The sequence below is a fragment of the Cellulosimicrobium sp. EB106-03-01-XG111 genome (assembly GCF_058792115.1).
Genome location: NZ_JBYTEQ010000005.1, coordinates 128,910 through 149,832, shown reverse-complemented (window position 1 = coordinate 149,832; position 20,923 = coordinate 128,910). Strand labels below are relative to the sequence as shown.

The following is a 20,923-nucleotide window of genomic DNA, read 5'->3' as shown; positions in this document are numbered from 1 at the left end:
GGCGTCGGCCCGCCTCGTGAGCGGGGGCGTCGTCGCGCGGGTGGTGCGCACCTGCCCGCCGGGGACCGCGGTCGACCGGCGGAGGGGGCGGCTCGTCAGGGCGACGGCGTGGTCCACCAGGCGGGCAGGGCGTCTCGGGCGACCCGCGGGAACAGCCCGGGGTCACGGGGAGGGGGCGTGGCGAGCCACACCTCGAGCGCGCCGACCGTGCCGAACCCGACGTACGTCGCGAAGGCGCGCGCCGCGACGTCGGCCGTCGCGACGGTCGTGGGTCCGGACGACGGGTCGGCTGGGACTCCCGCCGAGGTGCCGGCCGGGGCCGACGGCAGGAGGCCCGGGTGGGCGTGCAGGTGCTCGACGAGCGTGCCGGTGACGTGGCTCGCGAGCAGCCGGAACAGCGGCGCGCTGAGGCCGCCCTCCAGCGCGCGCTCGTAGACGGGGAGGTGGGCCTCGACGTGCACGACGAGCGCGCGGCTCCAGTGGTCGACGACCTCGCGGGAGCGGGCGGCGACGTCGTCGGCCGTCTCGGCGGCCCGGACGTCGGCGAAGAACCGGTCGCGGATCGCGTCGAGCTCGGCGCCGAGCACGCGCGCGAGGAGCTCGGACGGGCTCGACGCGTGGTCGTAGAACGTCACGCGGTTGATCCCGGCCCGTGCCGCGACGGCCGACACCGTGAGCCGGGTGACGTCCTGCTCCGCGGCGAGCGTGAGGATCGCGGTCCGCAGGGCCGCGGCGGTGCGGGCGGTGCGCTTGTCCACGGCCACCTCCTCCGCGTCGTGTCGTGCGCTGCGTCGTCTTCGACGTTACGCCGAGGCAATCACTTAAGCAACAGGTGTTGCCTATCTCACCCGCCCGGAGGCGGTGCCGGGACCGCGGTCGTACCGTCGAGAGAGCGGCCGCAGGTCCGCGGCCACACCAACCCGAGGGGGCGGACATGGTCACGAACACGCGCCGGGCCGAGAGGCACACCGGAGAACCCGACGTCGTCGAGCTCAACCCGGTCTTCGCCAGACCCGGGGAGGCCACCGCGCTGCCCAAGTTCCGCTTCCCCGAGGACGAGTCCCTCCAGGAGACGGCGTACCAGATCGTCCACGACGAGGCGATGCTCGACGGGAACGCGCGGCTCAACCTCGCGACGTTCGTCGGCACGTGGATGGACGAGCACGCCGCGCGGCTGTACCTCGAGGCCGCCGACAAGAACATGATCGACAAGGACGAGTACCCGCAGACGGCGGCCGTCGAGACGCGGTGCTGGACGATGCTCGCCGACCTGTGGCACGCGCCCGACCCGGAGCACACCATCGGGACGTCGACCATCGGCTCGTCCGAGGCGTGCATGCTGGGCGGCCTCGCCCTCAAGCGGCGGTGGCAGCACGCGCGCCGCGCCGCCGGGAAGCCGACCGACCGTCCGAACCTCGTGCTCTCGAGCGCGGTCCAGGTGTGCTGGGAGAAGTTCTGCAACTACTTCGAGGTCGAGGCGCGCTACGTCCCGATCTCCGAGGACCACAAGGTCCTCGACGGCCACGACCTCGAGACGTACGTGGACGAGAACACGATCGGCGTCGTCGCCATCATGGGCGTGACGTACACGGGCATGTACGAGCCGGTCACGCAGATCGCGGCCGCCCTCGACCGGATCCAGGAGTCCACCGGCCTGGACGTGCCCATCCACGTCGACGGGGCCTCGGGCGCGATGATCGCCCCGTTCCTCCAGCCCGACCTCGAGTGGGACTTCCGCGTCCCCCGCGTCGCGTCGATCAACACCTCGGGCCACAAGTACGGCCTCGTCTACCCGGGCCTCGGATGGGTCGTCTGGCGCGACACGGAGTCGCTGCCGGAGGACCTCGTGTTCCGCGTGAGCTACCTCGGCGGGGACATGCCGACGTTCGCCCTCAACTTCTCGCGCCCCGGCGCGCAGGTGCTCCTCCAGTACTACCTCTTCCTGCGCCTCGGGCGCACCGGCTACGAGGCCGTGCAGCGCACGTCGCGCGACGTCGCCCTCTACCTGTCGGGCGAGATCGCGAAGATGCCCGCGTTCGAGCTGTGGAACGACGGCTCGGACATCCCCGTGTTCGCGTGGCGCCTGCGCGAGGGCCACACGAAGAACTGGGACCTCTACCACCTGTCGGAGCGGCTGCGCACCAAGGGCTGGCTCGTGCCCGCGTACCCCATGCCCGACGACCTCACCGACCTCACCGTCCAGCGCGTCGTCGTGCGCAACGGCTTCAGCCACGACCTCGCGTCCGCGTTCCTCGCGGACCTGCGCGACGAGGTCGCGCTCCTCGACGCCCTCACCGGCCCGATGCCGACCGAGGGCCAGCGCTCCAACTTCCACCACTGACCCGGGCGACCGCGGGAAGGACGGACCATGGCACAGGGGGCAGCACAGGATCCGCCCGGAGGCGCGGGACCGCACGTCCGCGCCGACGGCACGCACGCGCCGACGGCGGCGCACGTCCGGCCGCACCCGTACGGGTCGCCCGGCTCCCGGCAGCCGCCGGGCCACACGGGCCCCGCCATCGGGGCGCCCGCCGCGGGCGCGACGACGTTCATGTCGGTCGTGCAGCTCGCGATGCTCACCGTGGTGGTGGTCGCGTCGCTGCGCTCGCTGCCGGCGATGGCGTCGTACGGGCTCGGCTCGGTGACGCTCTTCATCGTCCCGGCCATCCTCTTCCTCGTCCCGACGGCGCTCGTCGCGGCCGAGCTCGCGACGGGCTGGAAGGGCGGCGTCTTCACATGGGTGCGCGAGGCGTTCGGCGAGCGCGCCGGGTTCGTCGCGATCTGGCTCCAGTGGATCCAGAACGTCGTCTGGTACCCCACGCAGATCGCGTTCATCGCGGCGAGCCTGTCGTTCGTCGTGGGCGACCCCGGCCTCACGCAGAACGGCGTCTACACGGCCGTCGTGATCCTCGTCCTGTACTGGGGGTCGACGCTCATCACGCTCGCCGGAGGCAACCTGTTCGCCAAGGTCGGGTCGTGGAGCGGCATCTTCGGCACGATCCTGCCCGCCGTCCTGCTCATCGTGCTCGGCGCGGTCTGGCTCGGCACCGGTGAGCGCTCGGAGACGACGCTCGAGGCGTCCGCCGTCGTCCCGCCGTGGACGGGGATCGCGTCCATCGTGCTCATCGTCTCGAACGTCCTCGCGTACGCGGGCATGGAGGTCAACGCGGTGCACGCGAACGACCTGCGCAACCCCGGGCGCGGCTTCCCGCGCTCGATCGCCGTCGCGACCGTGCTGATCCTCGGCGTCTTCATCCTCCCGACGCTCGCGATCTCCGTGGCCGTCCCGAAGTCCGCGCTCGGCGTGACCGACGGCATCAACCTCGCGTTCAAGGCGTTCTTCGACCACTGGGGCATGAGCTGGGGCACCCCGGTCATCTCGCTCCTCATCGCCCTCGGGGCGTTCGCGTCGGTCGTCACGTGGATCGCCGGGCCGTCGCGCGGCCTGCTCGCCGCGGCCCGGACCGGCCTGCTGCCGCCCGCGCTCCAGCGCCGGAACAAGGCGGGCGTCCAGATCGGCATCCTCGCGGTGCAGGGCGCGATCGTCACGCTGCTCGCGCTGCTCTTCGTGCTCGTGCCGAACGGCAACACCGCGTTCATCGCGCTCGTGGACATGGCGGCGGCGCTGTACCTCGTCATGTACATGCTCATGTTCGCCGCGGCGATCCGGCTGCGGCGCACCAAGCCCGACGTGGTCCGCACCTACCGCACGCCCGCGATGCGGCTCGTCGCGGGGCTCGGGTTCGTCGCGTGCGCGGCCGCGTTCGTGCTCGCGTTCGTCCGGCCGTCCGGATTCAGCGGCCTCTCCGAGACCGCCTACCCGATCGTGGTCGCCGGCGTCGTCGTGGTGCTCGGCGGCCCGCCGCTCCTCTTCTACGCGCTGCGGCGCCCCACCTGGGACCGTCGTACCGCGGCGGAGCGACAGACCGCCGACGACGTCCTCGTCAACCCGCCGGCGCAGCCCGCGTCGGCGCCCGCCCGCGCACCGCGCGACCCGAAGGAGACCACGTGAGGGGTACCACGACCGTCGGGCGCGAGACGCCCACCCCGGACGGCGGACGGCGCGCTCCAGCGCCGCCCGCCGTCGCGTCGCCCTGGGGGGAGACGGTCGCGCGCTGGGGCGGCCGCATCCTCCAGGTCTACGCGGTGTGGCTCCTCGTCGCGCTGATCCTGCGGCCCGTCGCGCACCACGCCGAGCGCCCGGTCGCCGAGGTCCTGTCGGTCACGAACGTGCCGTCGTACCCGTCGCTCTTCTCCGCGGTCGTGGTCGGGCTCGTCGCGAGCGGCTTCCTGCGCCGACGCCGGGCCGCGCTGTGGTTCGTGGTCCTCGTCTGGCAGCTCCCCTCCGCGCTCGTCATGCTGCTCGCGATCGCGCTCGACCGGATCGACCCCGCGGCGGGCGTGCTCGACGACGTGCACTGGACCGCGTACGCGGGGGGCGTCGTCGGGCTCGTGCTCGTGGTGGTGCTCGTCGCCGCGCGGCGCGCGTTCCCGGCCCGCATCGCGCGCGGCGCGTGGTGGACGGCGGCGCTCGTCCTCGTGCTCGGCCTGGCGGTCGCGACCGGGGTCGTGTGGGCGCTGCTCCAGGTCGTGCCGTCGAGCCTCGACTCCCAGACCGCGCGGCTCGGGTGGGCCGTCAGCGTCTCGGTCGGGCTGTCCCCGCACGAGGAGCCGTTCGCGATCGACGGCGTCGCGCCCGGGTGGCTGGCGCTCGTCGGCGGTCTGCTCGCGGGTGCGGCGCTCCTGCTCGCCGTGCTCGTGTTCCTGCGGACGGGCCCGCGCGACGCGCGGCGCTCCCCGGACGAGGAGCTGGCCGTGCGCCGTCTGCTCCTGGAGCACCCGAGCGACGACTCGCTGGAGTACTTCGCGACGCGCGACGACCGTGACGCGATCTTCTCCGGCGACGGTCGCGCCGCCGTGTCGTACCGCGTGGTGAGCGGCGTGCTGCTCGCGGCGGGCGACCCGCTCGGGGACCCGGCGTCCTGGCCCGACGCGATCGAGCGCACGCTCGCCTACGCGCGGCGCCACGGGTGGGCGCCCGGCGTGCTCTCGGCGAGCGAGAAGGGCGCGCGCGCCTACCGCGACGCCGGGCTCGCGGTCCTCACGATGGGGGACGAGGCGATCGTCGAGACGCGCGAGTTCGACCTCGCGTCGCCGTCGATGCGGCCCGTGCGCCACGCCGTCGCACGGCCCCAGCGCGAGGGGTACACCGTGCGCCTGCGGCGCCAGCGCGAGATCCCGGCCGACGAGCTCGCGGCGCTGGCGAAGGCCGCCGACGCGTGGCGGCACGGCGAGGACGAGCGCGGCTTCTCGATGGCCCTCGAACGCCTCGGGAGCCCGCGCGACCCGCGCGTGCTCGTCGTCACCGCGCACGACCGCGACGGTGAGCCGCGCGGCCTGCTCACGTTCGTCCCGTGGGGGCGCAAGGGCGTCTCGCTCGACTACATGCGCCGGTCTCCGGACGCGGTCCCGGGCGTCACGGAGCTCATGATCTCGACGCTCGCGAGCGAGGGCGCGGGCATGGCGATCGACCGGGTCTCGCTCAACTTCGCGATGTTCCGGGGCCTGATCGAGCAGGGCGAGTCGGTCGCGGCGAGCCCCTTCCAGCGCTTCGTGCGCCGCCTCGTCCTCGTGGCGTCGCGCTGGTGGCAGCTCGACCAGCTGTACCGCTCGAACCAGAAGTACGAGCCCCGCTGGCGCGCGCGCTACCTCTGCTACGCCGCCCCCGCCCAGCTCACGTCCGTGTCGCTCGCGGCGGGACAGGCCGAGGGCTTTGTACCGCAGTGGCCCGGCGCGCGCGGCGGCGCCGGGACCCAGGCCGCGACGGCCGACGCCGTGCTTGGCTCGCCGGTGCGCGAGCAGGAGGACGAGCTCCTCGCGCTCGACGTCCCGACCCGGCGGCTCACCGACCAGGAGCGTGCCCGCCGGGCGAAGCTCGAGGTGCTGGCGGCGGCGGGCATGCCCGCGTACCCCGTGGCCGTGCCGCGCACGCACCGGCTCGCCGACGTCGACGAGCTGCTGCTCGGGCGCGACGTGTCCGTCTCGGGCCGCGTCGTGCGGCTCCGCGACCTCGGGGGCGTCGTGTTCGCCGTCCTGCGCGAGGAGAACCACGAGCGCCAGGTGATGCTCACGGCCGACGGCGCCGCCGACCTCGCGCTCTGGCGCCGCGTCGTGGACCTCGCGGACCAGGTGAGCGTCACGGGGACCGTCGCGCGCAGCCGGACGGGGGAGCTGTCCGTGCACGCGGTGTCGTGGGTCATGGCGTCGAAGTCGCTCAAGGCGCCGCCGGACAAGTTCCGCGGGCTCGCCGACCCGGAGACGCGCATGCGCCTGCGCCACGTCGACCTCGCGCTCGACACGCGGTCGTCCGTGACGCTCCGCGGTCGCTCCGCCGCCGTGCACGCGCTGCGCTCGTCCCTCGTCGAGCGGGGCTTCATCGAGGTCGAGACGCCGATCCTGCAACGCGTGCACGGGGGCGCCAACGCGCGCCCGTTCCGCACGCACATCAACGCGTACGACATGGACCTGTACCTGCGCATCGCGCCGGAGCTGTTCCTCAAGCAGCTCGCGATCGGCGGCATCGAGCGCGTCTTCGAGCTGGGCCGCAACTTCCGCAACGAGGGCGCCGACGCGACGCACAACCCGGAGTTCACGTCGCTCGAGGCGTACCAGGCGTTCGGCGACTACACGACGATGCGCCACCTCACGCGCGAGCTCGTCGTCGCGGCCGCGGTCGCGGTGCACGGCGACGCCGTGTCGCGCCGGCCCGACGGCACCGAGGTCCGGCTCGACGGCGAGTGGCCGGTGGTCACCGTGCACGACGCCGTCTCGCGCGCCGTGGGCGCCGAGGTCACCCCGAACACCCCCGCTGCGGAGCTGCACGCGCTGTGCGCGCGGTCCGGCATCGAGGTGGGCGAGGACGAGACGCACGGCGCGGTGGTGAACGAGATGTACGACCGTCTCGTCGAGGGCCAGACCGTCGAGCCGACGTTCTACACCGACTTCCCGGTCGAGACGTCGCCGCTCACGCGCGTGCACCGCCACGACCCGCGCCTCGCGGAGCGGTGGGACCTCGTCGCGTTCGGTGCCGAGCTCGGCACGGCGTACTCGGAGCTCATCGACCCGATCGACCAGCGCGAACGCTTCACGCAGCAGTCCCTCCTCGCGGCGGCGGGCGACCCGGAGGCCATGGAGATCGACGAGGACTTCCTCTCGGCGCTCGAGTTCGCGATGCCGCCGACCGGCGGTCTCGGGCTCGGTGTCGACCGCATCTACATGACGATCATCGGCGCGTCGATCCGCGAGACGCTCGCCTTCCCGTTCGTGAAGCCGCAGCGCCGGTCCTGACCGTGGCGACCGACCTCCCCGTCCCCGACACCGACCCGGCGCTGCCCGCCGACGTCCTGCGCGAGCTGGAGCCCGCCGGGACGTTCCTCACGAGCTACCCGGTCGCCGTCGTGCTCGTGGTGCTCGGGGCAGGCGCGGTGGTGTGGGCCGTGGTGCGCGCGCGGCGCGGCGCCCGGGCGCGCCGGGAGCGGCGCGCCCGGGGCGAGGAGGCGCGTCGGCCGCGGCGCTCGCGCGTCGCGACGGCGGCACTCGCGACGCTCGGCGCGCTGTCCCTCGTGCTGGGTCTGGCGGTCGGCGCGAACGCCTACTCCGGCTACGTCCCGACGTGGGACGCCGCCCGGGTGCAGCTCGTCGGGCTGGGCCTCGCCGACCTGTCGGGGGGCTCACCGGGCGGCGCGCACCGCGGCCAGGTGCGGACGCTGTCCATCCCGGGGACGGCCGCCGAGCAGATCGAGGACGAGGACGCCTGGGTCTACCTCCCGCCGGGGTTCGACCCCGACGGCTCGACCCGCTACCCGGTCGTGTACCTGATCCACGGGTCGCCCGACGACCCGACCAGCTGGTTCGCCGCCGGGCGGGTGCCGCGGACGATGGACGTGCTCGTCCGGCGCGGGCTCGTCGACCCGATGATCGTCGTCGCGCCCACGGTGAACGGCACGGGGCCGGGCGGGCTGGACACCGAGTGCCTCGACTCGACGACGGGCGGCGAGCAGGTCGAGACGTACCTGACGACGACCGTCGTCGACACCGTCGACGCGACGTACCCGACGCTCGCCGACCGGGAGCACCGCATCATCGGCGGCATGTCGTCGGGCGGGTTCTGCGCGCTCAACGTCGGCCTGCGCCACCTCGACCTGTACGGGACCATCCTCGGCATCGAGCCCTACGGGAACCCGGGGCCCGGTCCGGAGCGGACCATGCTCTCGACGCAGGCCGAGATCGACGCGAACACCCCGACCACCTACCTGCCCACGATGACGTTCACGCACCCGATGCCGGTCTTCCTCGACTCGGGGGCGGACGCGCCGCAGGAGGCGCTCACGACGGTGCGCCGGATGGCGAAGGACCTCGAGGACCAGGGCCAGACCGTCGAGCTCCGCGAGGAGCCCGGCCAGGCGCACACATGGTCCATGGCCGCGGTCGCGCTCCCGTACGGTCTCGTGTTCGCGCAGCGGCAGATGGCGGGCTCGGGCGGCGGCTGACGCGTCACTCGTCGGTGAGGAACTGCCCGCCGATGCCCGCCTGGGTCTCGAGCAGGTCGCCGGTGTCGCCGAGGACGACCCAGTTCGGCCCGGCGAGCGCGGCCTCGCCCTCCTCGGTGGGCTGGCGCGGCAGGAGCGCGAGGAACTCGTCCTCGGCGATCCCGTCGGCGAAGACCGCGAGGAGCGTCGTGTCGTCGCACGCGCCCAGCTCGACGTCGTCGCTGTCCGTGCTCTCGGTCGTGAACGACAGGCACGTGAGGCCGGCGGTCGTGGCGGCGCGATGGAGCGCGTCGAGCGAGTCGTACTCGACGTCCTTGTCGCCCGGGCCGGGGCCGGAGCAGGCGGCGAGCGCCCCGACGAGGACGACGAGACCGACGACCGGGCCGGTCGCGGCGCTGCGAGGGCGGGGAGCGGGTCGGGTAGGCATGTTCCGATGGTCCGCCGCCGCGCGGGTTCGCGCCACGGGAACCGCGCCCGTCATCCCGGCGGGCCGGGACCGTCCCGGCGAGGGGCGACGTCCGCGGACTGCCAGGTGAAGGGCGCGAACGTCGACGAGCCGTCCCGCCAGGCGGGGGTGCGGGCGCGGTAGAGGAGCAGCGGGAGGGCCACGAAGAGGGCGGCGAGCGCGACGAGGAGCACGACGTACGTCGTCGGGCTGCCGACCGCGACCTGGCCGGGCGGGGCGAAGCTGGTGAAGAGCGCGAGCAGCGACGCGACGAACCCGAGCCCGCCGACCGCCCAGACCCCGACGCGGCCCCCCGGCACCCGGTAGGGGCGCGGCCGGTCGGGCTGCGTGCGGCGCAGCACGACGACCGCGGCGAACATCAGGAGGTACGCCACGAGGTAGAGGATCACCGTGAGCTGGCTGAGCAGCTGGTACGCGGACTGCACGGAGGGCATGACCACGAACAGCACGGACAGCACGGTCACGACCAGCGCCTGGACGAGGAGGATGTTCGTCGCCATGCCGCGGTCGTTCGTCCGGTGGAACCACCGCGGGAGGAACCCCGCCCGCGCGACGGCGTGCAGCCCGGTGGCAGGTCCCGCGACCCACGTCGTCACACCGGCGAGGACGCCGACGGCGAGCATCGCCGCGACGACCGGTCCGGCCCAGCCGATCCCCGCCCAGGCGAGCAGGTGGTCGAACGCCTGGAGCAGGCTCGTCGTGAGGCTGATGTCCTGCTGCGGCACGACGACCGCGATCGTCAGCGTGCCGAGCGTCAGCACGACGACGGCCACGAGCGCGGCGACGAGGATCGCGAGCGGATAGGTGCGTTCCGGCCGCCGGATCGAGCGCACGTGGACCGCGTTGACCTCGATGCCCGCGTAGAACAGGAAGATCCCGGCGGCGAGCACGATGTTGTCGAGGCGCGTGAGGTCGGGGACGAACGCGCCCCACGAGAGCGTGGTCCGAGACGGCTCCCCGCTGAGGAGGTAGGCGGCGCCGAGCCCCACGAGCAGCGCGGCGGGGACGAGCGTCCCGACGATCCCGCCCCAGCGCGCGGTCCGGGCGAACGCGGACGCGCCGCGCAGGGCGATGAGCGTCGCGGCCCAGAACACGACGAGCACGATCGCGAGGACGAAGAGCCGGTCGTCCGCGACCTGTTCGTCGAACCGCGCGTCGGGCCCGGTGTAGGCGAGCGTGACGGCGGCGAACGTGAGGACGGTCGGGAACCAGATGCAGCCCTCGACGAAGACCATCGCGATCGCGAGGAACCCCCACCGGCTCCCGAACGCCTCGCCGACCCAGCGGAACATGCCGCCCTCCTCCGGCCACGTGGACGCGAGCTCGGCCGCGACGACGGCGACGGGAGCGAGGAAGCACGCGGCCGCGAGGAGGTAGTAGAACGCGGAGGAGAGCCCGTACTCCGCCTCCGCGGGCAGGCCGCGCAGGCTGACGACCGCGGCGACGTTGAGCATGACGAGCGACGTGGCGGTGATGGTCCCCGCGCCGGGGCGGGCCGGGTGCTGCGGGGTGGTGGTCCGAGCCATGACGTCCCCCTCGGCGGGCGCGACGGCCCTCGAGGGAACGCTAGCGACGCCGCGCGCGACCGGCGAGCGGACCGGCTCGGCCCGGGGCGACCCGCACGGCCGAGACCCTCGGACGGGTCGGTCCCGGGCCGCGCGGGTCGCCCTCGACGTCAGGCCCGGAAGCGCTCGCCGCGCTCGACGACGCGGCCCGCGCCGCGCCCGTCGGCCGCCGTCGCGTCCCACGTGTAGACCTCGGTGCCGGTGATGAGCACGTGCTCCGCGCGCGACGTCACGTCGAGCGGGTCGCCTGACCACACGACGACGTCCCCGTCGAGGCCCGGCGCGAGCGCTCCGACGCGGTCGTCGAGACCGAGGAAGGCCGCGGGGTTCACCGTGAGGGCGCGCAGGGCGGTGTCCCGGTCGAGGCCCTCCTTGACCGCGAGCGACGCCTGGTGCACGAGGAAGTTGATCGGCACGACGGGGTGGTCGGTCGTGATCGCGACGCGCACCCCCGCGCGGGCGAGCGCCCCGAGGTTCGCGATGTCGCGGTTGCGCAGCTCGATCTTCGAGCGCGAGGTGAACAGCGGGCCGAAGATCACCGGCACGTCGCGCTCGGCGAGCACGTCCGCGACCGCCGCGCCGTCGGTCCCGTGGTTCACCACGAGCCGGTAGCCGAACTCGTCGGCGAGGCGCAGCGCGGTCGCGATGTCGTCGGCGCGGTGCGTGTGCTGGTCCCAGTACAGCTCGCCCGCGAGGACGCGCGCGAGGGTCTCCTTCGCGAGGTCGCGGTCGAAGGGCTCGCCCTTCGCCTCGGCCGCGTCGCGCCGGGCCGCGTAGTTCTGCGCGTCGACGAACGCGGCGCGGATGACCTTCGCGACGCCGAGACGCGTCGAGGGCGTCTTCTTCTGGTCCCCGTAGACGCGCTTGGGGTTCTCGCCGAGCGCCGACTTCACGGAGACCGCCTCGCGGATCACCTGCTCGTCGACGGTGCGGCCGCCCCACGTCTTGATCGCGACGGTCTGCCCGCCGATGGGGTTGCCGGAGCCCGGCTTCACGACGGCGCTCGTCACGCCCCCGACCAGCGCGTCGCGGAAGCCCTCGTCCTCGACGTTGATCGCGTCGATCGCGCGCAGCGCCGCGCCGTTCGGGTCGGTCATCTCGTTCGTGTCGTTGCCGGCCCAGCCCTCGGCCTCCTCCATCACGCCCATGTGGGCGTGCGCCTCGACGAAGCCGGGCAGCACCCAGCGGCCGCGCGCGTCGAGGGTCGGGACGCCGTCGGGCACGACGACGTCCGCGCCGACCGCGGTGATGACCCCGTCCTCGACGAGGACGGTCCCGTTCTCGATCGGGTCGGACACGACGGGCACGACGTAGCCGTTCACGACGGCGACGCTGCGACGCGCGGTGCGGGGGGTGGTCCGGGCAGGGCTGGATGAGGTCGTCATGCCCCCATCATCGCCCGGGGCGACCACTCGTCCCGCGCCGTCGTGTAGCCTGGAGGCTGCGCCAGGTCGCGGGCAGGGTCCCGCGACGATCTTCGGTCCTCGGCATCGAAGCACGACCGCGGCGCCCGGCAGCAGACGCTGCCGACGACGATCTCCGCCCCACGAGCGCGGAGCGAGAGCAGAGACACATCACTTCTTCCACCATCCTCGACCGCCCGGCGACCGCACCTGCGGACGCGGGCACGCCCGGACCAGACCTCGTGCTGCGCCGCGCCGACGACGACCTGTGGGTCGCGACGGCCGACGGCGAGTACGCCGGGATGGTCACCCGACGCCCGGACGGCTTCCACGTCCACGACCGCTTCACGCGGCCCGTGACCGTCGTCGCCGCCCTGGAGCACGCGAGGCGCCACCTGGTCGCCCCGCCCGGTCGCCCGGCGGGCTCCCGCCGCGACCGCCCCCACAACCGTCGGCGCCCTGCGGGGCGCGGCACCCGGACCCGCGCACGCGGGCCGGTCGTCTCAACGAGAGAAGACATCATGGCTACAGGCACCGTGAAGTGGTTCAACGCGGAGAAGGGCTTCGGCTTCATCGCCCCCTCCGACGGCACCGCGGACGTGTTCGCCCACTACAGCGAGATCCAGTCGAGCGGCTACCGCTCGCTCGAGGAGAACCAGAGCGTCTCCTACGACGTCACGCAGGGCCCCAAGGGCCCGCAGGCGACGAACATCCAGGCGCTCTGATCGCCCACCCGCCCGGCGCCCCGCGCCGGCGCGGGTGACGATCCCCACCGGAGGGCCGTGCCTCGTGCACGGCCCTTCGGCGTGCCCGGACCTCGACGCGCGCGACGACGCCCGACGGCGGTCGTGCCCCGGTCCCGGGGACTAGGCTCTCGACCGGAGCCACACCGCGCGCGAAGGAGCCCGCATGCACGTCGTCGTCGGACTGTTCCGGCTGTTCCTCGTCGTCCTCGCGCTCGTCGGGACGCGCGCGATCTGGCGCGACGGGGACATCGAGGGCCTCGTCTACTTCACGAACCAGACGGGCTTCCTCATCGCGGTCGTCTTCGCCTGGGCGGGCGGCGCGTCCCTCCTGCGCCGGCGGCAGCCGCCGGGATGGCTGAAGGGCAGCGTGACGCTGTTCGCCGCGATCACGGGCCTCGTGTCGTGGCTCGTGCTCGCGCCCGAGGACCCGGGCGCGCCCGCCGTCTTCCTCGGGCTCACCGACGGCCAGATCGAGCACGAGGTGCTCCCGCTCGCCGTGGTCGCCGACTTCCTCCTGCTCGACGCGCACCGACGCCTGCGCGGCCTCGACGCCGCACGCTGGCTCCTGTACCCGCTCGCCTACTTCGCGTTCACGACCGTCCGCGGGTTCGTCAGCCCGGGCAGCGAGTACCCGTACGGGTTCGTCGACCTCGACGCGCTCGGGTGGACCGGGCTGCTCGTCAACGTCGTGCTCTACGGGGCGGGCTTCCTCGTGCTCGGGCTCGTGATCGTCGGGCTCGACCGGCTCCTGCCCACCGGCCCCGCGATCGGTCGGTACGCGGAGCGCCGGACCGCCCCGGCCGCCGCGTCGCAGCGGTCCCGGGCCGAGGGCGCGGACACCTCGCGCTAGGGTGGCCGTCGTGCCCTCCCCGGTCGTCGGTCCGCTGCGCGTCGCCCGCGCCGCGCTCGTGGCGACCCTCGTGCTCGCGCTGACGGCGCTCGCGCACCGCGTCGCCGGGGGCGCGCTCCCGGACCCGCTGGTCCTCGCGGCGCTCGCCGCGTTCACGCTCGCGGGCACGACGGCGGCCGCGCGCCTGCGCTTCACGCCCCCCCGGCTCGTCGTGCTCCTCGGGGGCGCGCAGCTCGCGCTCCACCAGGCGCTCACCGTCCTGACCCCGGGGTCGTGCCACGCCGTCGGCGGGGGAGCCGGGCACGGCGCGCACCTCGCGGCGTCCGCGGGCGCGGTCGTGTGCGCGGTGCCGTCGGCCGACGGCGCGGCGTCCCCGCTGCACCCGGAGCACCTCGCGGCGTCGGGCGCGTGGATGGTCGCCTCCCACGCGGCCGCGACGGTCGTGCTCGCCCTCGTGCTGGCGCACGGCGAGCGGGCGCTCGAGCGGTTCCTCACGTGGGTGACCCCGCGCGGTGCGCTCCCGCTCCCGGCCCGCTCGGCGGTCCTCGGCCGCCGCGGCGTGGCGCCGGTGCGCTCGGTGCGCGTCGTCGGCCTGTGGCGGTCGCTCCGGGCCCCGACGCGCGGGCCGCCGCGGGCGCACGGCCCGTCGGGAGCACTGCTGCGCCCCCTCGCCGCGTCCTGACGCGGCACCCGACGAGGCCGACCCGGCGACGGCCGGGTCCCGGGGCACCACCGTGCGGCCACCGGCCGCGCCTCGGACGGAAGAACCTCATGAACCTCTCCCTGCGCCGACCGCTGTCGGCCCTGCCCACCCTCCTCGCCCTCCTCGCCGCCGCGGTCCTGACGCTCGGCCTCACCGCGACGGTCACGACGCTCACGGCCGGCCCGGCGTCCGCGCACGACCGGCTCCTCACCTCCGACCCGGCCGACGGCGCGCAGCTCGAGGCCCCGCCCGCGGCGATCACGCTGACGTTCAACACCGAGCCGCTCCCCGTCGAGCCGCAGGTCGTCGTCTCCGACTCGGCCGGCACGGTCGTCACGCAGGGCGCGCCCACGATCGAGGGCAGCACCGCGACCCTCGCGCTCGACCCCGCCGTCGCGCTCGGCGGCGACACGTACACCGTCGCGTGGCGCGTCGTCTCGTCCGACGGGCACCCGATCGAGGGCACGTTCGCGTTCGCCGTCGCGGCCCAGCCCGAGGCGCCCGCGACGGAGGACCCGGCGACGGACGCCGCGACGCCCGCGGAGACGGCGACCGAGGAGCCGACGACCGACGCCACGACCGAGCCGTCCGCGACCACGACCACCGACGCCGCCGAGACCGCGGACGACGGCACGTCGTCGCTCCTGCCGGTGCTCGTGGGGCTCGGAGCGCTCGTCGTGGCCGCGGTGGTCGTCGTCGTGGTCGTGCTGCGCCGTCGGGGCACGGGCGGCACCGACGACGGCGCCCCCCACGACCCGCAGGACTGACCGTGCTGGCGCACGCCGCCCTCTCCCGCGCGGAGAGGGCGGCGCCGGACCCTGCCGCCGGAGCCCCTTCTCCCGCTAGGGTGCGTCCGTGACGTCGCCCGGAGCAGGGGTGCTCCGCGGCGTGCGGGTGCTGCTGCTCGCCGCCGCGGTCGTCGGGCTGTCCGTCGTCGCGCACGGCCTCGCCGGAGGTACCGACCCCGGGGCGGTCCCGCTCGGGGTCCTCGCGGTCCTCACCGCCGTCGCCGTGCGACCCCTCACCCGGCGCGAGGTCGGGCTGCCGCGGCTGCTCGGCCTGCTCGGCGCGGGCCAGCTCGTGCTGCACGTCGTCTTCGACCGCTGCGCCGCGCTGTCCCCGGCCGACGCCGCCGCGCACGCGCACTCCTCCTCGCCGCTCGCGATGCTCGGCGCGCACGCCGTCGCGACGCTCGCCGTCGCGCTCGTGCTGCGGTACGGCGACGCCGTGCTGTGGCGCCTGTGGACGTGGCTCGCGGGACGCCGGGTCCCCGGCCGCCCGCGCCGCCTCGTCGTCCCCGCGGCACCTCCCGCCGTCGGCGCGCTGCCGACGGTGCGCGACCTGCTCGTGCGCGGCGCCGCGCCCGGGCGAGGGCCGCCCCTCCCTGCCTGACCGCTCCCGGACGCCTCCGCGGACGACGTCGCCCGACGACGTCCGCGGCGTCCCGCTCCCGCGCGCCCGCGCGACCGCCCACCCGCCGCAGGCCGGCTCCGCCGACCCGTGGCGCGGCCCGCCGTCGTGCCCGCCGGAGCGCCGCAGTCCTTCTCCCGCAGCTCTCCCCGAAAGGCACCACCATGCGAAAGACCCTGCGCGCCGTCGGCGCCGCCGCACTGACCACCGGGCTCGTCGTGACCGGCGCGGCCGCCGCGTCCGCCCACGTGACCGTCACGCCCGACACGACCGAGGCGGGCTCGTACGCCCTCCTGACGTTCGGCGTCCCGCACGGGTGCGGCGACTCCCCGACGACGAAGGTCTCCGTACAGGTCCCCGAGCAGGTCGTCACCGTGACCCCCACGGTGAACCCCGGCTGGGACGTCGAGAAGGTCATGGAGGACCTCGCCGAGCCCGTGGACGACGGGCACGGCGGCCAGTACACCGAGCGCGTCGCGGAGGTCGTGTACACCGCGAAGGCGCCGCTGCCCGACGGCTACCGCGACGCGTTCGTGCTGTCGCTCAAGCTCCCCGACGCGGCGGGCGAGACGCTCGTCTTCCCGACCGTGCAGGAGTGCGCCGAGGGCGAGAGCGCCTGGGTGCAGGTCCCGGCCGACGGCGAGGACGGCGAGGAGCTCGACCTGCCCGCGCCGCTGTTCGAGCTGACCGCCGCGACCGGCGGCGACGCGCACGGCACGCAGGACGCCGCGGCCGACGCGACCGCTGAGCCGGCCGCCGCGGACGGCGAGGCGTCGGAGGCCGCCGCGAGCACGGCGAGCGGCCCGGCCCCCGCCGTCACGTGGACGGCGCTCGTCCTCGCGGCGGCCGGCCTCGTGCTCGGGCTGCTCGGGTTCGTGCGCTCGCGCCCGCGGGCCTGACCCGTGGGCCGCCCCCTGGCGCTGCGCCGGGTGGTGGCCGTCGTCGTCGGTGCCGCGGCCGCGGTCCTGCTCGCGATCCTCGCGAGCGGCCCGGCCGCGGCCCACGCCGTCCTCGTGGGCACCGACCCGCAGGACGGCACCGTCCTCGACGCGCCGCCCGACGCGCTGACCATCACCTTCAACGAGCCCGTCCAGGTCGTCCCCGGCGGCACGACGGTCCTCGCGGCCGACGGCACGCCCGTCGACGTGGACGTCGCCGCGGTGGACGACGCGCTCGTCGTCACGCCCGGCTCGACCCTCGACGACGGCACCTACGTCGTCAGCTGGCGCGTCGTGTCGCTCGACACGCACCCCGTGGCGGGTGCGTTCACGTTCTCCGTCGGCGCGCCGAGCGCGACCGCGGTCGAGGCGCGCGTGGCCGAGCCGACCGTGGCGCTCGTCGCCGTCCGGGCGCTCGACCAGGCCGCCGTCTACGCCGGGACGTTCCTCGTCGCGGGGCTCGTCGCGTTCGAGCTCCTCGTGCTGCACGTCTCGCCCGGCGCGGCCCCCGTGCTGCGGCGGCGGCTCCAGCGCGTCCGGCGCGGGGCGCTCGGCGTCGCGGTCGTCGGGACCGTGCTCGCGGTCCCGCTCACGCCCGCCTGGCAGGCGGGCGGCGGGCTGGGCGCGCTCGCCGACCCGGCGACGTGGTCCGCGGGCCTCGCCTCCGACACCACGGTCGCGGGCGCGCTCGGGCTCGCGGGGCTCGTCGTCGCGACGGTGCTCGCGCCCCGGGCCGCGCGCGAGACCCGGGCCGCGTGGCCCGCGGGCACGGTCCTCGGCGCCGCCGCGCTCGCGCTGGGGTCGCTCGTGCTCGTGGGGCACACGCGGACCTTCGGCCCGCCATGGCTCGTCGTCACGGCGGACGCGCTGCACGTCGCGGCCGGGGCGGTGTGGCTCGGTGGCGTCGTCGGGCTCGCGCTCGTGCTCGCGCCGTCCGCCCACGTGGACGCCCGTCGCGCGGGGGTGACCGTGGCGCGGTTCTCCGCGCTCGGCGCGTGGGTCGTTCTCGCGCTCGCGGTCACCGGGACCGTCCTCGGGTGGCGCATCCTCGGGTCGCTCGACGCGCTCGTCTCGACGACGTACGGCCGGACGCTGCTCGTCAAGGTCGGCGTCGCGCTCGTGCTCGTCGGCATCGCGGCGTGGAACCGGTACCGGCTCGTCCCGGAGGTCGCCGGGCCGGGAGGTGCCGGTGCGGCGGGCGGCACGACCGCCACGACCGCGCGCCGCCGCCTCGGCCGGACCGTCGCCGTGGAGGCGGCGCTGCTCGTGCTCGTGCTCGCCGCGACGGGCGTGCTGGTCTCGCGCAGCCCGGTCGTGCCGACGACGCCGTCCGCGCCGGAGGCCGCGACCTCCGGCGTCGAGGTGGTCGAGGAGCTCGGGGACGGGACGCTCCGTGCGCGCGTCACGCCGGGGCGCGTGGGCGTCAACGCGCTCGAGATCGAGCTGCTCGACGCCGCCGGGGCGCCGTTCGAGCCCGTCGCGGTGCCGGAGCTGGCGACGACGCTCGCCGACCCGGCGCTCGGCCCGTTCTCGCGGCCGCTCACACGCACCGGGCCGGGCGCGTACGAGGCGACGCTCGACCTGCCGATGCCCGGCTCCTGGACGCTCGAGGTCAGCGTGCGGACGTCCAAGTACGAGAACCCGATCGTCCGCATCCCCGTGGAGGTGACCTCATGACCCCCGACCGCCGTCCGCCCGGGCCGCACCGCGGAGCGCGCGCGCTCCTCGCCCTGGCCACGGCCGGGACGCTCGCCCTGCTCACGGCCGCGCCCGTCGCCGCGCACGTGCTCATCGAGACGGTCGAACCGCGCGGCGACGGCTCGGCGCGGCTCACGTTCACGTTCGACCACGGGTGCGACGGCGAGCCCACCGACGGCCTGCGCGTCACCCTGCCCGCCGGGGTCGAGGCGCTCGGCGCGGGCCAGCCGTCGGGCTGGACCTCCGAGGTGACGGACGACGCCGTCGCCTGGGCCGGCGAGCCCGTGCCCGACGGCGAGCGCGCGGCCTTCACGCTCGACGTCCGCGTGACGGGGGAGCCCGGTCAGGCGTTCGTCTTCCCGACGGTGCAGGAGTGCCCGTCCGGGGCCTCGTACGCGTGGACGGACACCGACCCGGCGGGCGCCCGCCCGGCACCCACGTTCGTCGCGACGGCGGCGTCCCTCGCCCCCGCGCCCGTCGCGGCGGGCGCGTCCCCGACACCGACCGGCCCGCTCGTCGGGGCGGTCGTGCTCGGGGCGGGCGTCGTCGGCGTCGTGGGCGGGGCGTGGTCGCGCCGTCGCGTGCGGGGGTGACGTCCGGGTCCGCGCAGCGTCACGTCGAGCGAGCGACGATCGCCGCAGCCGTCGCGGGTCCCGTTCTCAGGGGCCCGCGACGGTGAAGCCGACGCTCACGGTCGGCCCGAACCCCGCGACGTCCGACGCCGGCTCGACGAACCGGAGCCCGAACGTGTGCGGGCCCGGGGCGAGGCCGCGCACCTGGCGCACCGCAGGCTCGTCGCCGAGCTCGTGGAGGTTGCCGGTCGGGCGCCCGTCGACGAACGCCTCGACGACGAGGCCCGCGGTGCCCGCGAAGGTCACGAGCACGGAGAAGCGCGGGTCCTCCCAGGGTGCGGTCTCGCGCGCGCCGTCGACGGTCTCGCCGGGGCCCGGCGACAGCACGCGCGGGAGGTCGAAGACGTAGGGGCCGAGCGGCGCGGCGGCCGCGGAGGCGACGCCGTCGACGTCCTGGACGACGTCGAGCACGTGCTCCCCGGTGGCGCCGAGACCGGTCGGGACGAGCGCCCAGCGGCCGTCGGGCGCCGCGGTCGTCGTGCCGACGACCGTCCCCGCCGCGTCGAGCGCCCGCACGCGAGCCCCGGGCTCCCCGGTGCCGCGCAGGGCGGGGTAGAGGGTGAGCGTCCCTGCCGGGGGTGCCTCGTCGACGACGGGCGCCGGGGGCGCCGGTTCCTCGGGCGCGGGCTCCTCCGGCCCGGGCTGCTCGGGCTCCGGTGGGCTCGGGGCGGCCGGCTCGACCGACGGCGGGGCAGCCTCGGGCACGGTCTCGCCGGTGCCGGGCGCGCCCTGCCCGTCCGGACGCGAGGCGGGCGGGACGTCGAGGCCCGCGTCCGGCGGCTCGGGGCGGTCGCCCGCCCCGGCGGGGACGTCCGGCTCGGTCGTGACCGGCGCGTCGCCCGCACCGCTCTCCGCCGGATCGCCGTCCGCCGGGACGGGGAGCGGCGCGGCGAGACCGGGAGCGGACGCCTGCTGCCCGGCCGCGGCGGCGGGCGGCTCGGCGGCGGACCACGGCCGCGCCACGGCCAGCACGCCGACGACGGCCGCCACGACCACCGCGGCGAGCGCGCCGACCAGGACGCCGGGCGCGCCGGCCCCCGCGGCGGCGGCTCCGGCCCCGGCGCCGGACGCTGCCCCGGTGGCCCCGCCCCCGGCCGTGCCGGTCGTCGGGCCGGTCGTCGCGCCGGGAGCCGGGCCCGTCGTCGTGCCGGGCGCGGCGGTCGTCGCCGCGAGCGCGGACGTCGCGGCGTCGACCGCGACCGGGACGCCGAGCACGAGCGGCAGGAGGACGATCCGCAGGCGCGAGGCGACGTCGTCGAGCTCCTCGGCGAGGATCGAGCACGACAGGCACCCGGTCAGGTGCTCCTCGACCCGGTCCCGCGCGGCGCGCGACAGCGTCCCGCGCGCGTGGTCGCCCAGGCGCTCGACCGTCCAGCGGCACTCCGGTGCCACCGAGTCGGTGCTCACGTGGGCCTGGAGCCACTCGCGGCGCAGGCCCTCGCGGGCGCGGTAGGAGAGCGCGGCGGTCGCTCCCGCCGACAGCCCGAGCAGCGGCGCCGCCTCGCGCGGCTCCATCCCCTCGACCTCGGTGTACCAGAGCACGGCCTGCCACCGCTCCGGGAGGCGGCGGAACGCGCGGACGGTCACCGAGCGCTCGAGGACCTCGGTCGACAGGTCGCGCGGGTCGACGACCTCCGGCACGTCCTCGACGGGCAGCGGGTCCGGCGTCCGGGCCCAGCCCGCCGCGACGTGGCGCAGCGTCGTGTAGAGGTAGGGCCGGAACGGTCCGGTCGGCCCGTGGCCGGACTGCAGCGCGCCGAGCACGCGCAGGTACGCCTCTTGGACCAGGTCGTCGGGGTCGTACGTCGCCGTGAGGCGACGCGCGGCCGAGCGCCCGGCGTCCGCGTGCCGCTCCCAGAGCACGGCGAACGCCTCGGAGCGACCCCCGCGCACCGCGTCGGCGAGCTGCTCGTCGCCGAGCTCCGTCAGGTCCTGCGTGTGCACGCCCGCTCCCGTCCCGGCC

Annotated in this window: 17 protein-coding genes; 12 read left to right on the top strand and 5 right to left on the bottom strand. The window is 75.8% G+C overall.

Annotated elements, in window-relative coordinates:
- Positions 1-95 precede the first annotated feature (95 nt).
- Positions 96-758, bottom strand: a complete 663-nt coding sequence (locus AC3WT4_RS06250) for a TetR/AcrR family transcriptional regulator (RefSeq protein ID WP_074804708.1) — start codon at positions 756-758, stop codon at positions 96-98.
- A gap of 176 nt (positions 759-934) precedes the next feature.
- Between AC3WT4_RS06250 and gad the strand changes: the two genes are divergently transcribed.
- From gad to AC3WT4_RS06230, 4 genes are read left to right on the top strand one after another with little or no spacing between them, the layout of a single operon-like run.
- Positions 935-2,341: a glutamate decarboxylase gene (gene gad, locus AC3WT4_RS06245; RefSeq protein ID WP_074804711.1), complete on the top strand. Its 1,407-nt coding sequence runs from the start codon at positions 935-937 to the stop codon at positions 2,339-2,341.
- Between the two features lie 27 nt (positions 2,342-2,368).
- Positions 2,369-4,012 (top strand): glutamate/gamma-aminobutyrate antiporter GadC, encoded by a 1,644-nt coding sequence (gadC, locus tag AC3WT4_RS06240; protein WP_108048178.1) that lies wholly within the window; start codon positions 2,369-2,371, stop codon positions 4,010-4,012.
- Positions 4,009-7,347, top strand: coding sequence for a bifunctional lysylphosphatidylglycerol synthetase/lysine--tRNA ligase LysX (lysX, locus tag AC3WT4_RS06235; protein WP_492315001.1), 3,339 nt, complete (start codon positions 4,009-4,011; stop codon positions 7,345-7,347). Before gadC (AC3WT4_RS06240) ends, lysX begins: the two co-directional genes overlap by 4 nt.
- 2 nt (positions 7,348-7,349) lie before the next feature.
- Positions 7,350-8,549 carry an alpha/beta hydrolase gene (locus AC3WT4_RS06230; RefSeq protein ID WP_492315000.1) on the top strand — a complete coding sequence of 400 codons (1,200 nt, stop codon included), beginning with the start codon at positions 7,350-7,352 and terminating at the stop codon, positions 8,547-8,549.
- A 4-nt stretch (positions 8,550-8,553) separates the two neighbouring features.
- Here the strand turns inward: AC3WT4_RS06230 and AC3WT4_RS06225 are convergent, their stop codons facing one another.
- From AC3WT4_RS06225 to AC3WT4_RS06215, 3 genes are all read right to left on the bottom strand, one after another.
- Complete coding sequence (locus tag AC3WT4_RS06225; RefSeq protein ID WP_074804717.1) at positions 8,554-8,976, bottom strand: hypothetical protein; 423 nt, start codon at positions 8,974-8,976, stop codon at positions 8,554-8,556.
- A gap of 50 nt (positions 8,977-9,026) precedes the next feature.
- The gene (gadC, locus tag AC3WT4_RS06220; protein WP_108048172.1) at positions 9,027-10,541 is read right to left on the bottom strand and encodes a glutamine/gamma-aminobutyrate antiporter GadC; all 1,515 of its coding nucleotides are present in this window, start codon (positions 10,539-10,541) and stop codon (positions 9,027-9,029) included.
- 149 nt (positions 10,542-10,690) lie between these two features.
- Complete coding sequence (locus AC3WT4_RS06215) at positions 10,691-11,965, bottom strand: amidohydrolase (RefSeq protein WP_492314999.1); 1,275 nt, start codon at positions 11,963-11,965, stop codon at positions 10,691-10,693.
- Between the two features lie 539 nt (positions 11,966-12,504).
- Here AC3WT4_RS06215 and AC3WT4_RS06210 point away from each other — a divergent pair.
- The 8 genes from AC3WT4_RS06210 to AC3WT4_RS06175 all read left to right on the top strand — a co-directional run bounded on the left by AC3WT4_RS06210 (position 12,505) and on the right by AC3WT4_RS06175 (position 18,921).
- On the top strand, positions 12,505-12,708 hold the full coding sequence (locus AC3WT4_RS06210) for a cold-shock protein (protein WP_108048261.1): 204 nt from the start codon (positions 12,505-12,507) through the stop codon (positions 12,706-12,708).
- Positions 12,709-12,892: 184 nt separating this feature from the next.
- A complete protein-coding gene (locus tag AC3WT4_RS06205; RefSeq protein ID WP_492314998.1) occupies positions 12,893-13,579 on the top strand; it encodes a Pr6Pr family membrane protein in 687 nt (228 codons plus the stop codon).
- A gap of 10 nt (positions 13,580-13,589) precedes the next feature.
- Positions 13,590-14,261, top strand: coding sequence for a hypothetical protein (locus AC3WT4_RS06200; RefSeq protein ID WP_492314997.1), 672 nt, complete (start codon positions 13,590-13,592; stop codon positions 14,259-14,261).
- An 89-nt stretch (positions 14,262-14,350) separates the two neighbouring features.
- Complete coding sequence (locus AC3WT4_RS06195; protein WP_074804733.1) at positions 14,351-15,049, top strand: copper resistance CopC family protein; 699 nt, start codon at positions 14,351-14,353, stop codon at positions 15,047-15,049.
- A gap of 88 nt (positions 15,050-15,137) precedes the next feature.
- Positions 15,138-15,674, top strand: a complete 537-nt coding sequence (locus AC3WT4_RS06190; protein ID WP_146177670.1) for a hypothetical protein — start codon at positions 15,138-15,140, stop codon at positions 15,672-15,674.
- A gap of 182 nt (positions 15,675-15,856) precedes the next feature.
- Positions 15,857-16,591: a YcnI family copper-binding membrane protein gene (locus AC3WT4_RS06185; protein ID WP_492314996.1), complete on the top strand. Its 735-nt coding sequence runs from the start codon at positions 15,857-15,859 to the stop codon at positions 16,589-16,591.
- Between the two features lie 3 nt (positions 16,592-16,594).
- Positions 16,595-18,307 (top strand): copper resistance CopC/CopD family protein, encoded by a 1,713-nt coding sequence (locus AC3WT4_RS06180; protein WP_492314995.1) that lies wholly within the window; start codon positions 16,595-16,597, stop codon positions 18,305-18,307.
- Positions 18,304-18,921 (top strand): DUF1775 domain-containing protein, encoded by a 618-nt coding sequence (locus AC3WT4_RS06175; RefSeq protein WP_492314994.1) that lies wholly within the window; start codon positions 18,304-18,306, stop codon positions 18,919-18,921. The genes AC3WT4_RS06180 and AC3WT4_RS06175 overlap by 4 nt, the downstream gene beginning before the upstream one ends.
- 66 nt (positions 18,922-18,987) lie before the next feature.
- Here the strand turns inward: AC3WT4_RS06175 and AC3WT4_RS06170 are convergent, their stop codons facing one another.
- Positions 18,988-20,904, bottom strand: coding sequence for a sigma-70 family RNA polymerase sigma factor (locus tag AC3WT4_RS06170; RefSeq protein ID WP_492314993.1), 1,917 nt, complete (start codon positions 20,902-20,904; stop codon positions 18,988-18,990).
- Positions 20,905-20,923 lie beyond the last annotated feature (19 nt).

What these genes read in the sequence shown, in the direction of transcription:
- gad (WP_074804711.1), top strand. Translation starts at nt 935, where the DNA reads ATGGTCACGAACACGCGCCGGGCCGAGAGGCACACCGGAGAACCCGAC.
- gadC (WP_108048178.1), top strand. Translation starts at nt 2,369, where the DNA reads ATGGCACAGGGGGCAGCACAGGATCCGCCCGGAGGCGCGGGACCGCAC.
- AC3WT4_RS06225 (WP_074804717.1), bottom strand. Translation starts at nt 8,976, where the DNA reads ATGCCTACCCGACCCGCTCCCCGCCCTCGCAGCGCCGCGACCGGCCCG.
- gadC (WP_108048172.1), bottom strand. Translation starts at nt 10,541, where the DNA reads ATGGCTCGGACCACCACCCCGCAGCACCCGGCCCGCCCCGGCGCGGGG.
- AC3WT4_RS06215 (WP_492314999.1), bottom strand. Translation starts at nt 11,965, where the DNA reads ATGACGACCTCATCCAGCCCTGCCCGGACCACCCCCCGCACCGCGCGT.
- AC3WT4_RS06210 (WP_108048261.1), top strand. Translation starts at nt 12,505, where the DNA reads ATGGCTACAGGCACCGTGAAGTGGTTCAACGCGGAGAAGGGCTTCGGC.
- AC3WT4_RS06205 (WP_492314998.1), top strand. Translation starts at nt 12,893, where the DNA reads ATGCACGTCGTCGTCGGACTGTTCCGGCTGTTCCTCGTCGTCCTCGCG.
- AC3WT4_RS06195 (WP_074804733.1), top strand. Translation starts at nt 14,351, where the DNA reads ATGAACCTCTCCCTGCGCCGACCGCTGTCGGCCCTGCCCACCCTCCTC.
- AC3WT4_RS06185 (WP_492314996.1), top strand. Translation starts at nt 15,857, where the DNA reads ATGCGAAAGACCCTGCGCGCCGTCGGCGCCGCCGCACTGACCACCGGG.
- AC3WT4_RS06175 (WP_492314994.1), top strand. Translation starts at nt 18,304, where the DNA reads ATGACCCCCGACCGCCGTCCGCCCGGGCCGCACCGCGGAGCGCGCGCG.